13 protein-coding genes are annotated in these 14,226 nt (G+C 71.1%); 5 read left to right on the top strand and 8 right to left on the bottom strand.

Translation table 11 applies throughout. From position 1 onward, the window contains the following. Nucleotides 1–84 precede the first annotated feature (84 nt). The 4 genes from ABZT12_RS07625 to ABZT12_RS07640 all read right to left on the bottom strand — a co-directional run bounded on the left by ABZT12_RS07625 (nt 85) and on the right by ABZT12_RS07640 (nt 6,510). Nucleotides 85–2,187, bottom strand: coding sequence for a SpoIIE family protein phosphatase (locus tag ABZT12_RS07625; protein WP_356378866.1), 2,103 nt, complete (start codon nt 2,185–2,187; stop codon nt 85–87). 294 nt (nt 2,188–2,481) lie between these two features. Beyond that, nucleotides 2,482–3,174, bottom strand: a complete 693-nt coding sequence (locus tag ABZT12_RS07630) for a DUF402 domain-containing protein (protein ID WP_356378868.1) — start codon at nt 3,172–3,174, stop codon at nt 2,482–2,484. Between the two features lie 83 nt (nt 3,175–3,257). Beyond that, nucleotides 3,258–4,661 carry a class II fumarate hydratase gene (locus tag ABZT12_RS07635; protein ID WP_356378871.1) on the bottom strand — a complete coding sequence of 468 codons (1,404 nt, stop codon included), beginning with the start codon at nt 4,659–4,661 and terminating at the stop codon, nt 3,258–3,260. A gap of 181 nt (nt 4,662–4,842) precedes the next feature. Then, entirely contained in the window at nt 4,843–6,510 is a 1,668-nt protein-coding gene (locus ABZT12_RS07640; protein ID WP_356378874.1) for a fumarate hydratase, read from the bottom strand. Nucleotides 6,511–6,676: 166 nt separating this feature from the next. Here ABZT12_RS07640 and ABZT12_RS07645 point away from each other — a divergent pair, with 166 nt between their 5' ends. After that, the gene (locus ABZT12_RS07645) at nt 6,677–7,384 is read left to right on the top strand and encodes a DUF1707 domain-containing protein (RefSeq protein WP_356378877.1); all 708 of its coding nucleotides are present in this window, start codon (nt 6,677–6,679) and stop codon (nt 7,382–7,384) included. A 173-nt stretch (nt 7,385–7,557) separates the two neighbouring features. Then, nucleotides 7,558–7,935, top strand: coding sequence for a WhiB family transcriptional regulator (locus tag ABZT12_RS07650; RefSeq protein WP_356378880.1), 378 nt, complete (start codon nt 7,558–7,560; stop codon nt 7,933–7,935). A 117-nt stretch (nt 7,936–8,052) separates the two neighbouring features. Here the strand turns inward: ABZT12_RS07650 and glpX are convergent, their stop codons facing one another. After that, nucleotides 8,053–9,087, bottom strand: a complete 1,035-nt coding sequence (gene glpX / locus ABZT12_RS07655) for a class II fructose-bisphosphatase (RefSeq protein ID WP_356378883.1) — start codon at nt 9,085–9,087, stop codon at nt 8,053–8,055. Nucleotides 9,088–9,212: 125 nt separating this feature from the next. On the opposite strand from glpX, the gene ABZT12_RS07660 reads away from it, so the two are divergent. Beyond that, nucleotides 9,213–9,734 carry a DUF4245 domain-containing protein gene (locus ABZT12_RS07660; RefSeq protein WP_356378886.1) on the top strand — a complete coding sequence of 174 codons (522 nt, stop codon included), beginning with the start codon at nt 9,213–9,215 and terminating at the stop codon, nt 9,732–9,734. Between the two features lie 180 nt (nt 9,735–9,914). On the opposite strand, the gene ABZT12_RS07665 is transcribed toward ABZT12_RS07660, so the two are convergent. From ABZT12_RS07665 to xseA, 3 genes are all read right to left on the bottom strand, one after another. After that, nucleotides 9,915–10,505 carry a malonic semialdehyde reductase gene (locus ABZT12_RS07665; protein ID WP_356378889.1) on the bottom strand — a complete coding sequence of 197 codons (591 nt, stop codon included), beginning with the start codon at nt 10,503–10,505 and terminating at the stop codon, nt 9,915–9,917. A 156-nt stretch (nt 10,506–10,661) separates the two neighbouring features. Then, nucleotides 10,662–10,907 (bottom strand): exodeoxyribonuclease VII small subunit, encoded by a 246-nt coding sequence (locus tag ABZT12_RS07670; RefSeq protein WP_356378892.1) that lies wholly within the window; start codon nt 10,905–10,907, stop codon nt 10,662–10,664. Nucleotides 10,908–10,916: 9 nt separating this feature from the next. Further along, nucleotides 10,917–12,125: an exodeoxyribonuclease VII large subunit gene (xseA, locus tag ABZT12_RS07675; RefSeq protein ID WP_356378895.1), complete on the bottom strand. Its 1,209-nt coding sequence runs from the start codon at nt 12,123–12,125 to the stop codon at nt 10,917–10,919. Nucleotides 12,126–12,343: 218 nt separating this feature from the next. Between xseA and ABZT12_RS07680 the strand changes: the two genes are divergently transcribed. Continuing rightward, nucleotides 12,344–13,369 (top strand): 4-hydroxy-3-methylbut-2-enyl diphosphate reductase, encoded by a 1,026-nt coding sequence (locus ABZT12_RS07680; protein WP_356379057.1) that lies wholly within the window; start codon nt 12,344–12,346, stop codon nt 13,367–13,369. A 29-nt stretch (nt 13,370–13,398) separates the two neighbouring features. Next, a complete protein-coding gene (gene ppgK, locus ABZT12_RS07685) occupies nt 13,399–14,157 on the top strand; it encodes a polyphosphate--glucose phosphotransferase (protein ID WP_356378898.1) in 759 nt (252 codons plus the stop codon). The last annotated feature ends 69 nt before the right edge of the window (nt 14,158–14,226 follow it).

The following is a 14,226-nucleotide window of genomic DNA, read 5'->3' on the forward strand; positions in this document are numbered from 1 at the left end:
TGCGGTCAGCTCGTGGCCTGTGTTGACCGCCGTCGGGGGGGGGCGCGGCTGGACGCCGCCCCCCCTCTCCGCCGTGCGGCAGGTTCAGTTCCGGTTCAGTTCGAACCAGACCACCTTGCCGGTGCTCAGCCGGGTGGCACCCCACCGCCTGGCCAGTCGGTTGACCAGGTACAGCCCGCGTCCGCCCTCGTCCGTGGCCCGTGCCTGCCGCAGCCTCGGCAGCTGCGGCACGTCGTCGCCGACCTCGCAGCGCAGGACGTCGGTGCGCAGCAGCCGGAGCGTGACCGGCTTGGAGGCGTAGCGCACGGCGTTGGTGACGACCTCGCTGACCAGTAGCTCCACCGAGTCGCTCATGTCCTCCATGCCCCACCGGGACAGCGCCCGCCTCGCCAGCCGGCGGGCCCGGCCGGGAGCCGCGTCCTCCGGTTCGAGATACCAGTACGCCACGTCGCTCGGCGCGATCCCGTCGAAGCGGGCCGCGAGCAGCGCGATGTCGTCGTCCCGGTCGCCCGGGCCGAGCATGTCGAGCACCTCGTCGCAGAGCGCCTCAAGGGGCGGCGGATGGTCGGGCCCGGTGAGCTGCGCGGTGGCGGCGAGCTTCTCGCGCAGCTGCTCTATACCGGTCCACACGTCCCGCAGCCGTGACTCGACGAGCCCGTCCGTGTAGAGCAGCAGCGTCGCGCCGGCCGGGGCGTCCAGCTCCACGGCCTCGAAGTCGACCCCGCCGACGCCGATCGGGGCGCCCGGCGGCACCCGCAGCACCTCCGCCCGGCCGCCCAGGTGCAGCAGTACGGGCGGCGGATGGCCGGCGTTGGCGATGGTGATGCGGTGCGAGACCGGGTCGTAGACCGCGTAGAGGCAGGTCGCCATCCGGTCGGTGCCCAGCCGCTGGGCCTGTTCGTCGAGGTGGTGCAGGACCTCCTGCGGGGGCAGGTCGAGCCCGGCGAGGGTCTGCGCGGTCGTGCGCAGCTGGCCCATGATCGCGGCCGAGGTCATCGAGTGGCCCATGACGTCACCGACCACGAGCGCGACCCGGCTGCCGGGCAGCGGGATCGCGTCGTACCAGTCACCGCCGACGCGTGCCGTCTCGGCGGCCGGGAGGTAGCGGGAGGCCAGCCGGACGCCCGTCGGGCGGGGCAGCGTCTCGGGCAGCATCGTGCGCTGCAACTCGTCGGCGATGTACGCCTCACGGCCGTAGAGGACCGCCTTGTCGATGCCGAGCGCGCTGTGGGTGGCGAGCTGGGCGGCGACCAGCAGGTCGTCGGCCTCGAACGCCATCCGCTCGGGGCGGCGCAGGAAGAGCGCGGCGCCGATCACCCGGCGCCGGCCGCGCAGCGGCGCGAGGATCGCGCGCTGGCCGCCGGGAACGATCGACTCACCGCCCTCGCCGAGCAGTTCGGGCAGCGCGGCGCGGGCGGCGGGGGTGTCGGCGAAGACCGGCCGGACGCCCCGCAGCACCTCGTTGAGCGCGCCGCCGGGCCGCACCTCGCAGAGTTCGGCGGTGATCGTCGACAGCTCGGCCGGCTGCTCGGGCTGGAGCGCGGGCAGGAAGCCGTTCTCCGTGTCCCGCTCCTCGGGGATCCGGTCGGTACGGCGCAGCCGCAGTACGACGGGACCGGTGGGCCGCTCGTCGCCCACCGGCAGCGGATCGCGCAGGTAGACCAGGATCGCGTCCGAGAAGGTCGGCACGGTCGCCCGGCACAGCCCCATGACGATCTCGTCGAGGTCGATGCCGCGGGCGATCCGCCGGGTGGCGGCGCCCACGAAGCGCAGCCGGTCGCCGTCCCGCCGCATCGGCATGGGCCGGCCCGGCGGCAGGCCCTGGCCGGACCGCCGCTCCTTGTCGTCGGAGCCGCCGACGGACCGATCCTGGCCGGCCGGCGGCTGGAGCGGGATCGTCTCGGGCGCGGGGCGCGGACGGTGGGTGTCGGGTTCGGCGGCCGAGGTCTGCGCGTGCTCGGGGCCGCCCGAGGTGTCAGGCGTCACGGAGGTACCTGCCGGGTCCTTCCCCTGGGCGCAAGGCGTGCTCGTTCCCGGTGCGGCGGGCGGCTCGCCGCCGCGCGCCTGTGCGGGTAAGGCGCCGGCACCGGACGGCCGCTGGGGCGTCGAGGTACGCAGGAGCGCCCCGCGGGGCTCCGCGGGGCCGTCGCCGGTGGGGCGCTCGTACGAGGTGGGCTGCTCCGTCACGCGTGTCGAATCCGTCCGTCCGGGACCGCACGCCGCGCGTGCGGTTCGTCCCGCCGAAATGCCGATACCCGGAATACCTGCCCCAGGAACGGAATTCCCGCGTGGTCAGAGGCTGTTCCTGTGCCGTCGGCGGACTTTCTGCCGTCCGCACCGGTGTTGCCCTCGTACCCCTCGCTCACGTCCTGCCGCCCCTCGGTGACGTCTGGTCAGACCCGGCCCGCGCACCGGGAGTTGCTGCGTGTGCCCTTGCGGAGGACGATCCTACGGTTGCGGACCGGGGACGCATCAAGGGTCTCATGCGGACAGGCGAGCCGGGGTGCGGTCCCAGTCCTCCGGCAGTGACGGTACATCCCAGGAGGGGTCCGGGCGCCAGTGCTGCCAGCCGTCCGCGAACGGCGCTCCCCAGGCGTCGATCACCTCCACCGCCGACCGGCCGGCCTCCCGCACCCGGCGGGCGAGCCGCGGGTCCATCAGCCCGTCCCGCTGGGCCTGCGCGAACTCGTCCTCGTCCCGCCACTCCCAACTCCGGTCGGGATGAACGGAGATGTCCAGGAACCAGTCCTCGGAGTCGACCCCGCCGGCCCAACGGACCAGCGGTTCCTCCAGGTTGACGTACCAGTTCTTGAACTCCCAGTCCGTCTCCCAGAACAGCCACACCGACCAGGGCTCGCCCGGCCGCGCCAGCTTCAGTACCCCGCTGCCGAACCAGCGGTCGCGGGCCACCGTACGCGGCTTGGTGTACCGGGTCTCCAGCGGCTCCACGTGCACCGGCGTACCGTCCGTCAGCACCGGTTTCACACACTCGGTGCCCGGCGCCATCCACACGGCGAGCAACTCGTCGTCGTCGCGGACGACGGTGACGGGACGCGCGATGTGGAAGCGGTCGCCGGCGTTCTCCCGGTAGCGCCACAGGACGTGGTCCCCGGGCGCCCAGAAGGCCGTCGACGCGTCCGCTTCCACCGCTCTCACCGCTCCACCGTCTGCCATGGACAGATATTAGGTGCCCCGGGCATACGACGCTGCGGTGCGCGTCACGGTTCACGTGCTCGCGACGACTGGTCGACGAGTGGTTACGGCCGCGTCATCCGCAGGACATCGAGCGCCTCGTCGAGCTGGCCGAGAGTCAGGTCGCCGCGGTCCACATAGCCGTTCTCCAGCACGACCTGGCGGATCGTCTTCCGTTCCGCCAGCGCCTTCTTGGCGACCTTGGCCGCCTCCTCGTAGCCGATGTACTTGTTCAGGGGGGTGACCACCGAGGGCGAGGACTCGGCGTACTCGCGGGCGCGTTCGCGGTGGGCGACGATCCCCTCCACCGTGCGGTCGGCGAGCAGCCGGGAGACGTTGGCGAGCAGCCGGACCGACTCCAGGACGTTCTTGGCGATCACGGGCAGCATCACGTTGAGCTCGAAGTTGCCCGCGGCCCCGGCGGTGGCGACGGTGGCGTCGTTGCCGACGACCTGCGCGGCGACCATGAGCGCGGCCTCGGGGATGACCGGGTTGACCTTGCCGGGCATGATCGAGGACCCGGGCTGGAGATCGGGCAGCGAGATCTCGGCGAGCCCGGTCCGCGGCCCCGAGGCCATCCACCGCAGATCGTTGGCGATCTTCGTCAGTCCTACGGCGATGGTCCGCAGCTGTCCGCTGGTCTCGACGATCCCGTCCCGCGCGCCCTGTGCCTCGAAGTGGTCCCGGGCCTCGGTCAGGGGCAGCCCGGTGACCAGGGCGACCTCCGCGATCACGGCGGCGGAGAAACCGGGCGGGGTGTTGATCCCGGTGCCGACGGCCGTGCCGCCCAGGGGCAGTTCGGCGAGCCGGGGCAGCGAGGCTTCGAGCCGCTCGGCGCCGTGCCGCATCTGGGCCGCGTAGCCGCCGAACTCCTGGCCCAGCGTCACCGGCGTCGCGTCCATCAGGTGCGTACGGCCGGACTTGACGACGTCGGCGAACTCCACGGACTTGCGCGACAGGGCACCCGCCAGGTGCTCCAGGGCGGGGATCAGGTCGTGGATCACGGCCCCGGTCGCCGCGATGTGGATGGACGAGGGGAAGACGTCGTTGGACGACTGCGACGCGTTGACATGGTCGTTGGGGTGCACGTCCCGCCCGAGCCGCTCGCTCGCGAGGGTGGCGATCACCTCGTTGGTGTTCATGTTGGACGAGGTGCCGGACCCGGTCTGGAACACGTCGACCGGGAAGTGCTCGTCCCAGCGCCCCTCCGCGACCTCCCGCGCGGCCTCCTGGATCGCCTCCGCGATGTCCGCGTCCAGTACGCCGAGCGCGGCGTTGACCTTGGCCGCGGCGCCCTTGATCCGGGCGAGCGCCTCGATGTGGGCCCGTTCGATGCGCTGCCCGGAGACGGGGAAGTTCTCCACCGCCCGCTGCGTCTGCGCCCGCCACTTCGCCCCGGCGGGAACACGCACCTCGCCCATCGAGTCGTGCTCGACCCGGAACGCCCCTGCTGTCTGCTCGTCGGCCATCGCCGATCACCTCCAGTGGGACAGCATCGCCGACGGGGCGCGTGTTCCCGGGACGGGGCCCCGAGGCGGAGTGTCCCGCGAGGTCACACCGGTCCGGGGATCCCGCACGGGTGGCGTCACACCGGTCCGGGGATCCCGCACGGGTGGCGTCGCAGCGGTCCTGGACCCCGCACGGGGGGCGTCAGACCAGTCCGGGACCCCGTACCGGGATGTGGGTGAAGGTCGGCTCCGGAGCCGGGTTCTGGAAGAAGTCGTTGCCCTTGTCGTCGACGACGACGAAGGCCGGGAAGTCCTCCACCTCGATCCGCCAGACGGCCTCCATGCCGAGCTCCTCGTACTCGACGACCTCGACCTTCTTGATGCAGTCCTGGGCGAGCCGCGCGGCCGGGCCGCCGATCGAGCCGAGGTAGAACCCGCCGTGCGTGCCGCACGCGTCCGTGACCTGCTTGCTGCGGTTGCCCTTGGCGAGCATCACCTTGGACCCGCCCGCCGCCTGGAACTGCTCCACGTAGGAGTCCATCCGGCCGGCCGTCGTCGGGCCGAAGGAACCGGACGCGTACCCCTGAGGGGTCTTCGCGGGACCGGCGTAGTACACCGGATGGTCCTTCAGGTACTGCGGCATCTCCTCGCCCGCGTCGAGCCGCTCCTTGATCTTGGCGTGCGCGATGTCGCGGGCCACGACCAGCGGACCGGTGAGCGAGAGCCGGGTCTTGACCGGGTACTTGGTCAGCTCGGCGAGGATGTCGTCCATCGGCTGGTTGAGGTCGATACGGACCACGTCGGAGGAGTCGTCGAGGTGCTCGTCGGTGGTCTCCGGCAGGAACCGCGCCGGGTCCGTCTCCAGCTGCTCCAGGAAGACGCCCTCGGCGGTGATCTTCGCGACCGCCTGGCGGTCGGCCGAGCAGGAGACCGCGATGGCGACCGGGCAGGACGCGCCGTGCCGGGGCAGCCGCACCACGCGCACGTCGTGGCAGAAGTACTTGCCGCCGAACTGCGCCCCGATGCCGATCCGTTGGGTCAGCTCGAAGACCTTCTGCTCCAACTCCTTGTCCCGGAAGCCGTGTCCGAGCTCGGAACCCTCGGCCGGGATCTCGTCCAGGTAGTGCGCGGAGGCGTACTTCGCGGTCTTCAGCGCGTACTCCGCGCTCGTGCCGCCGACGACGATCGCCAGGTGGTACGGCGGGCAGGCGGCCGTACCGAGCGAACGGATCTTCTCCTCCAGGAACCTCATCATCGAGGACTCGTTCAGGACGGCCTTCGTCTCCTGGTACAGGAAGGACTTGTTGGCCGAGCCGCCGCCCTTCGCCATGAACAGGAACTTGTAGGCGCCGCCGTCGGTCGCGTACAGCTCGATCTGGGCCGGCAGGTTCGACCCGGTGTTCTTCTCGTCCCACATGGTGAGGGGCGCCATCTGCGAGTACCGCAGATTGAGGTTGAGGTACGCGTCGTAGACACCGCGGCTCAGCGCCGCCTCGTCGCCGCCCTCGGTCAGCACGTTCTGCCCGCGCTTGCCCATGACGATCGCCGTACCGGTGTCCTGGCACATCGGCAGCACGCCGGCCGCCGCGATGTTCGCGTTCTTCAGCAGGTCCAGCGCGACGAACTTGTCGTTGGCCGACGCCTCGGGGTCGTCGATGATCCGGCGCAGCTGTGACAGGTGGGCGGGCCGCAGATAGTGCTGGATGTCGTGGATGGCCTCGGCCGCCAGCCTGCGCAGCGCCTCCGGCTCCACCTTGAGGAACGTCCGCCCGTCGGCCTCGAAGGTGGACACACCCTCTGAGGTCACCAGCCGGTAGGGGGTGGTGTCCTCTCCCATGGGGAGCAGATCGGTGTACGCGAACTCAGGCATGTCGCCCATTCCTCTTTCGACAGACAGCGCGCCGGCCTCCGTTGGCAGGCGCCACCAGCCTAGGACCTGCCTCCGACAGCCAAGCTGTGAGGTGTGGCTCAGTTCGCCATGCCCGGGTCGTCCCCACCCCTAGTCGCGATCTATCGCGTTTGGGTACTCTGCTGTCGTGGACCTTCAGAAGCAGACCGAACCGGGCGCCGGCCGCGCCGAGACGCACCCGGCCGGGCTGCGCGCCTCGGACGCCGACCGTGACCGCGTCGCCGACCTCCTGCGCGACGCCCTGGCCGAGGGCCGGCTGACCGCAGACGAGCACGCCGAGCGGGTCGAGGGGGTGCTCAGCGCCAAGACGGTCGGTGAACTGGACGTGTTCATACAGGACTTGCCCGCCGCCCACGAGCGGCGCGCGACCTCCTCGTACGGCCCCGCCCCCAATCGGCCGACGGCGGGCGCCATCCCGGCCGAGGCCGACGAGAACGTGGTCGCGGTGTTCAGCACCGCGCTGCGCAGGGGCCGTTGGCGCGCGGGCCGCCGTATGCACGTCTACGCCGTGTTCGGCAGCGTCGACATCGACCTCAGCGAGGCGATCTTCGAGTACCAGCAGGTCGTCATCAAGGCGGTCTCGGTCTTCGGCAACGTCGAGATACGCGTCCCGGAGAACGTGTCGCTGCGCGGCACCGGCGGCGGCGTCCTCGGCAACTTCGAGGTGCACACGCTCGACGCGCCCGAGCCGGACGCCCCCGTGGTCTACGTCGAGGGCTGGGCCGTCCTGGGCAACATCGAGGCGCGGCCCAAGCGCGGCAAGCTCGTCGCGGACATCCTCGACCGGGTCCAGCGCAAGGTCGACAAGGGTTTGCGCAGGCATCTGGACCGTTGACGGTTGTGAATTCGGCCGTGATGCACGCCAGTTGGTCCACTCCGACCGGGTCATGACATCGCGCACAAGCCCCCGAAATCCAGCGGTTCGGAACTCAGTGCATAGGCACGCGTACAGCGGGTAGGCCTTGCTGCATCGTCTCTCGCTCGCGAAGCCGTCGTCAGGAGTAGACCGTGCTGCAACCGCCGCATTCGTCTCTGCAGGTAGCTGCTGTTCCGGCCCAGCGGCTACCAGAGCGCGACAGAGACCAAGACGCTCCATGGCACACCGAGGCGGTGTGCCGGCGTGACGAGGCCGGTCTGTTCTTCGCACCCTCGAAGGAACCCACCGCCGCCCGCCTCTCCCGCGAGGAGGCCGCCAAGCGGGTCTGCGCCCGCTGTCCGGTGATGGTCGAGTGTCGCGAGCACGCGCTGCTCCAGCCCGAGCCCTACGGCGTCTGGGGCGGCCTCACCGCCGCCGAGCGGCGGGTGGTCCTCGCCCGGCGCCGACGCCGCGACATGGAACTCAAGAAGACGGCGCGGCCCCCGGGCCGGATAGCCGCGGCGGGTTGACCGCCTCCTCCGGCAACAGGAAAGGGCGCCCCCACCGCACCGGGGGCGCCCTTTTCCCTGCGGGTGACAGACGGCTCGCGGGAACCACGACCACCGTCAACCAACCGTCCAGCGGCGCTACTTGGCCTTGTCGAAGTCGATCGCGCTGTACGCCCGCAGCTTGCTCAGCCGGTGCTCCGAGTCGATCCGCCGCACCGTCCCCGACTTGGACCGCATCACGATCGAGTCGGTGGTGGCGGTCTCGGACCGGTACCGGACCCCGCGCATCAGCTCGCCGTCGGTGATCCCGGTAGCCACGAAGAACACGTTCTCGCCGGAGACGAGGTCGTCGGTCGTCAGGACGCGGTCGAGGTCGTGCCCCGCGTCGATCGCCCGCTGCCGCTCCTCGTCGTCCTTGGGCCACAACTTGCCCTGGATCGTGCCGCCCAGACACTTCACGGCACACGCCGAGATGATGCCCTCGGGCGTACCGCCGATCCCGAGCAGCAGATCGACACCAGTGCCCTCGCGCAGCGCCAGGATCGCGCCGGCGACGTCACCGTCGGAGATGATCTTGATGCGGGCGCCGGTCTCCCGGATCTCCTGGATGAGGCCGTCGTGCCGGGGCCGGTCGAGGACGACGACGGTGACGTCCTCGGGCATGGAGCGCTTGGCCTTGGCGACCCGGCGGATGTTCACCGCGACGGGCGCGTCGATGTCGACGAAGTCGGCGGCCTCGGGCCCCGTGACCAGCTTGTCCATGTAGAAGACGGCGGACGGGTCGAACATCGAGCCGCGGTCGGCCGCGGCCAGCACGGCGATCGCGTTGGTCATGCCCTTGGCGGTGAGGGTGGTCCCGTCGATCGGGTCCACGGCGATGTCGCACTCGGGGCCGGTCCCGTCGCCGACGCGCTCTCCGTTGAAGAGCATCGGCGCCTCGTCCTTCTCGCCCTCGCCGATGACGACGACGCCGTTCATCGAGACGGTGGAGACGAGGGTGCGCATGGCGCGGACGGCCGCGCCGTCGGCGCCGTTCTTGTCGCCGCGCCCGACCCAGCGGCCCGCGGCCATGGCGGCGGCTTCGGTCACCCGGACGAGTTCCAGGGCGAGGTTGCGGTCGGGGGCCTCGGAGGGGACTTCGAGTTCGGACGGCAGATGATGATGCTCGGTCATCGGAGCGCACCTTTCTGATACGACGACGGCCGGATGAGGGTGTGGTCCGACTCTATCGCCAGGCAGACAAAATGAGCAGGGGGGCCCACGGATGAGCGGACCGGGGCACCTGCGACGATAGGGACGTGGCAGGTTCGAACGGTAAGCAGAAGACGGTCCGGGACATGATCCTCTCCCTGGGCCTGATCGGCATCGCGGCAGTGGTCGTCTACTTCTTCATCCCGCACGACGACTCCGCTCCCGACCTCAAGCGGGTCGACTACCAGGTGGAGCTGCTCACGGCCCGCCGCGCGGCGTCGTACCCGGTGGCGGCGCCGCAAGGGCTGCCCGGGACCTGGAAGGCGACCTCGGTCCGCTACGACGGCTCGACGTCCGACGCCTGGCACCTGGGCTTCAGCGCCCCCGACGGTCAGTACGTGCAGATCGAGCAGTCGACTCAGCGGCCCGCGGTCTTCATCGACGCAGCCAGCCAGGGCGCCAGGGAGACGAAGGTCACCCAGCACATCGGCGGCCGGACGTGGACGCGGTACGAGGGCGGCCGCTACGACGCCCTCGTGCTCGCCGACAAGAAGTCGACGACGGTGGTGGCCGGCACCGGCTCGTTCACCCAGCTGACCGAGATGGCGAAGGCACTGAAGACGGCGTGACGGCACGGTCGCGCGACCGCGCGAGGACTCGATGACGTGAGGAAGGCCCCCGGTGCGCCGCGCCGGGGGCCTTCCTCGCGTTCTCGCTCTCACCGGTCCGCCGGTCCACCGTTCTCGCCGGTCTGCCCCTGTCGGTCCTGGTCAGCTCCGGGCCGTCCGGTCGGTTCCGGTCCGTCCGGGTCAGACGGTGGTGACGACCTGCTCGTACGCCAGGCGCGGGGAGCGCGGGAACCAGGCGTCCTCGCCCGGCTTGCCGATGTTCACGACCATCAGCGGGGTGTGGTCGTCGTCCAGGAACTCCTTCTGCACGCCCGCGAAGTCGAGACCCGTCATCGGCCCGGCGGCGAGGCCCGCGGCGCGGACGCCGATGATGAAGTAGGCGGCCTGGAGGGCGGCGTTCAGCGCGGCGTTGCCCTCGCGGACCGAGCGGTCGGCGAAGAAGGCGTCCTTGGCCTGCGGGAAGTGCGGGAACAGGGCCGGCAGCTCCTCGTGGAACTCGTTGTCCGCGGAGAGGATCGCGACCAGCGGGGCGGCGGCGGTCTTGGCCCGGTTGCCCTCGGACAGGTGCCGTACCAGGCGCTCGCGGGCCTCGGGGGAGCGGACCAGGGTGATGCGCAGGGGGGACTGGTTCATCGAGGTCGGACCGTACTTGACCAGGTCGTAGATCGCCTGGACCTGCTCGTCGGTCACGGGCTCGTCGGTGAAGTTGTTCGCGGTGCGGGCCTCGCGGAACAGCAGGTCCTGGGCGGCTGAGTCAAGAACGAGAGACATGCGTGAACTTCCTAGGTGGCCTGGAACCAAGTAACGGACCGCGGTCCGGATTGGCTGACAGGGTGACCGTACGCCATGGAAGTTTCAACGTTCAATCACAATGAGGGTCCAGTGACCCGCCTCACACACCGTGCGCGGACATCCGCGCACGGACACTTACTCGCCCTCCTCCGCCCCGTCCGCCGAGTCCGCCTCCTCCGCCAGCGCCGCGTCCAGCCGCGCCCGCGCCCCGTCCAGCCAGCGCCGGCACACCTTGGCCAGCTCCTCGCCGCGCTCCCAGAGCGCCAGGGACTCCTCCAGCGTCGTACCGCCCGCCTCCAGCCGCCGTACGACGTCGATCAGCTCGTCCCGTGCCTGCTCGTACCCGAGCGCCCCGGCACCTTTGTCAACCCTGCTGGTCATGCGCCCACCCTATGCATCGACTCGTACCGTGAACTCACCCTCGGCGACCCGCGCGCGCAGCGCCTCGTCGGCCGCCACCTCGCCCGGGTCCCGCACCGCGTGGCCGTCGGCGCGCTGGAGCACCGCGTACCCGCGCTTCAGGGTCGCGGCGGGGGAGAGGGCCACCACGCGCGCGTGCGTGTGCGTCAGCTCCGAGTCCGCGCGGTCCAGGAGGTGACCGAGGGTGCGCCGGCCCCGGTCGAGCAGCGCGGCCACCTGGTCGGCACGCTCGTCGATCATCCGGTGCGGATCCTGTATCGACGGCCGCGCCAGGGCGTGCGCCAGCCCGCGCTCCTCCCGGTCGACATGGGCCACCGCGCAGCGCCGCGCCCGGTCCCGCAGCAGCCGTACGCGCTCGTGCTCCTCGCCCACGTCCGGTACGACCTTCTTCGCCGCGTCGGTGGGGGTGGAGGCGCGCAGGTCGGCCACGTAGTCGAGGAGGGGAGTGTCCGGCTCGTGCCCGATCGCCGACACCACCGGCGTACGGCAGGCCGCGACCGCGCGGATCAACTGCTCGTCCGAGAACGGCAGCAGGTCCTCCACGCTGCCGCCCCCGCGCGCCACCACGATCACGTCCACGGTGTCGAGCGCGTCCAGTTCCCTGACCGCCTGGACCACCTGCGGCACGGCGTGCACACCCTGCACGGGGACGTTGCGCACCTCGAAGCGGACGGCGGGCCAGCGGTGCCGCGCGTTCTCCAGGACGTCCCGCTCGGCGGCCGAGGCGCGCCCGCAGACCAGCCCGATCAGCTGCGGCAGGAACGGCAGCGGCTTCTTCCGCTCCGGCGCGAACAGCCCCTCGGCGGCCAGCGTCTTCTTCAACTGCTCCAGCCGCGCGAGCAGTTCACCCACCCCGACCGGCCTTATCTCCGCGGCCCGCAGCGACAGCTGCCCGCGCGGCGCGTACCACTCCGGCTTCGCCAGGACGACCACCCGGGCCCCCTCGCCCACCACGTCCGCGACCGCGTCGAACACCTGCCGGTAGCAGGTCACGCTCACCGAGACGTCGTACGACGGGTCGCGCAGCGTCAGGAACACGACACCGGCGCCCGGCCGCCGCGACAGCTGGGTGATCTGCCCCTCGACCCACACGGCGCCGAGCCGGTCGACCCACCCGCCGATGAGCCGCGAGACCTCGCCCACGGGGAGCGGCGCGTCCGGAGTCGTGTTGAGAGCCATGGGCCCGAGCGTAACGGCCGGTTCTGACAACGCCGCCGAGCCGCGGCCACCCCACCCATCCGGTCACCGACCACCGCTCGCGGATCAGCGTGACAGTGATCGCCCCGCACACCACCGCCTCCGAGGCATGCGGCCTCCCGGGGTACGCCGGCCTCCCGGGGCGCGCCGGTCTGCCCGACGCCGCGCGTGATCTCCGACCCGTCGAGCGCGGCCTTACGATGGGACGCATGACCGCTTCGCCTGGCCGCCGTGTCCTGCTCGCCGCCCCCCGGGGCTACTGCGCGGGCGTGGACCGCGCCGTGATCGCCGTCGAGAAAGCCCTGGAGCAGTACGGGGCTCCGATCTACGTCCGGCACGAGATCGTGCACAACAAGTACGTCGTGCAGACCCTGGAGAAGAAGGGCGCCGTCTTCGTCGAGCGGACCGAGGAGGTCCCCGAGGGGAACATCGTGATGTTCTCCGCGCACGGCGTGGCACCCGTGGTCCACGACGAGGCCAGGCGCGGCCGGCTCGCCACCATCGACGCCACCTGCCCCCTGGTGACCAAGGTCCACAAGGAAGCCGTCCGCTTCGCCAACGACGACTTCGACATCCTCCTCATCGGGCACGAGGGCCACGAGGAGGTCATCGGCACCTCCGGAGAGGCCCCCGACCACATCACCCTCGTCGACGGCCCCGCCGACGTCGCCAAGGTCGAGGTACGGGACCCCTCCCGAGTGGTCTGGCTCTCCCAGACCACCCTCTCGGTCGACGAGACCATGGAGACGGTCGACGCCCTCAAGGAGAAGTTCCCGCAGCTCATCTCCCCGCCCAGCGACGACATCTGCTACGCCACCCAGAACCGCCAGCTCGCCGTCAAGCGGATGGGCGAGGAGGCGGACCTCGTCATCGTGGTCGGCTCGCGCAACTCCTCCAACTCCGTACGGCTGGTCGAGGTCGCCAAGCTCGCCGGGGCGCGCGACGCCCACCTCGTGGACTTCGCCGACGAGATCGACGAGGCCTGGCTGGCGGGGGTGAGCACGGTCGGTGTCACCTCCGGCGCCTCCGTGCCTGAGGTCCTGGTCGAGCAGGTCCTGGAGTGGCTGGCCGCGCGCGGCTTCGAGGACGTCGAGATCGTCAAGGCGGCCGAGGAGTCGATCACCTTCTCGCTGCCCAAGGAGCTCCGGCGCGACCTGCGCGACGAGGCGGCGGCCCTGGTCGCCCAGCGCACCGGGACGACGGCGGTGGCCCCCTCCGGGCAGTGACCGTCAGTCGTTCGTCGTAGCGTGGAGCCATGCAGATCTTTGGTGTGGACATCGGTGGTTCCGGGATCAAGGGCGCCCCTGTCGATTTGGACAAGGGCGACTTGGCGCAAGAGCGGTGCAAGGTGCTGACCCCGCACCCCGCCACACCCGACGGGGTGGCGGACGGGGTCAAGGAGGTCGTGGAGCACTTCGGCTGGACGGGACCGGTGGGCCTCACCTTCCCGGGCGTGGTCACCGGCGGTGCCACGATCCGCACGGCGGCCAACGTGGACAAGAGCTGGATAGACCTGGACGCCCGCGCGCTCTTCAGCGACCGGCTGGGCGGAAACTCCGTGACGGTGGTCAACGACGCCGACGCGGCGGGCGTCGCCGAGATGAGCTTCGGCGCCGGCCGCGACCGCCGGGGCACGGTCTTCCTGCTGACCTTCGGCACCGGCATCGGCAGCGCCCTGTTCATCGACGGCACCCTCGTGCCCAACACCGAACTGGGCCACCTCGAACTGCACGGGCACGACGCGGAGACCCGCGCCTCCAGCAAGGCGAAGGAGGACGGCGACCTGACCTGGGAGCACTGGGCCCACCGAGTGCAGAAGTACCTCGCCCACGTCGAGATGCTCTTCTCGCCCGAACTCTTCATCATCGGCGGTGGCGTGAGCCGCAAGGCCGACAAGTTCCTGCACTACATCGAGGGCATCAAGGCCGAGATCGTCCCCGCGCAGCTCCAGAACAACGCGGGGATAGTGGGAGCGGCGATGCACGCGGCGCAGGACGCGGCGAAGGACGCGTAGGGACGACCCCCGGCCCCGGAATCCGCCGAGCGGACGGCCGGGGCCGGGTCAGCGCCGGCGGCGGCAGGT

Source organism: Streptomyces sp. NPDC005423, from assembly GCF_040606415.1.
Classification (GTDB): Bacteria; Actinomycetota; Actinomycetes; order Streptomycetales; family Streptomycetaceae; genus Streptomyces.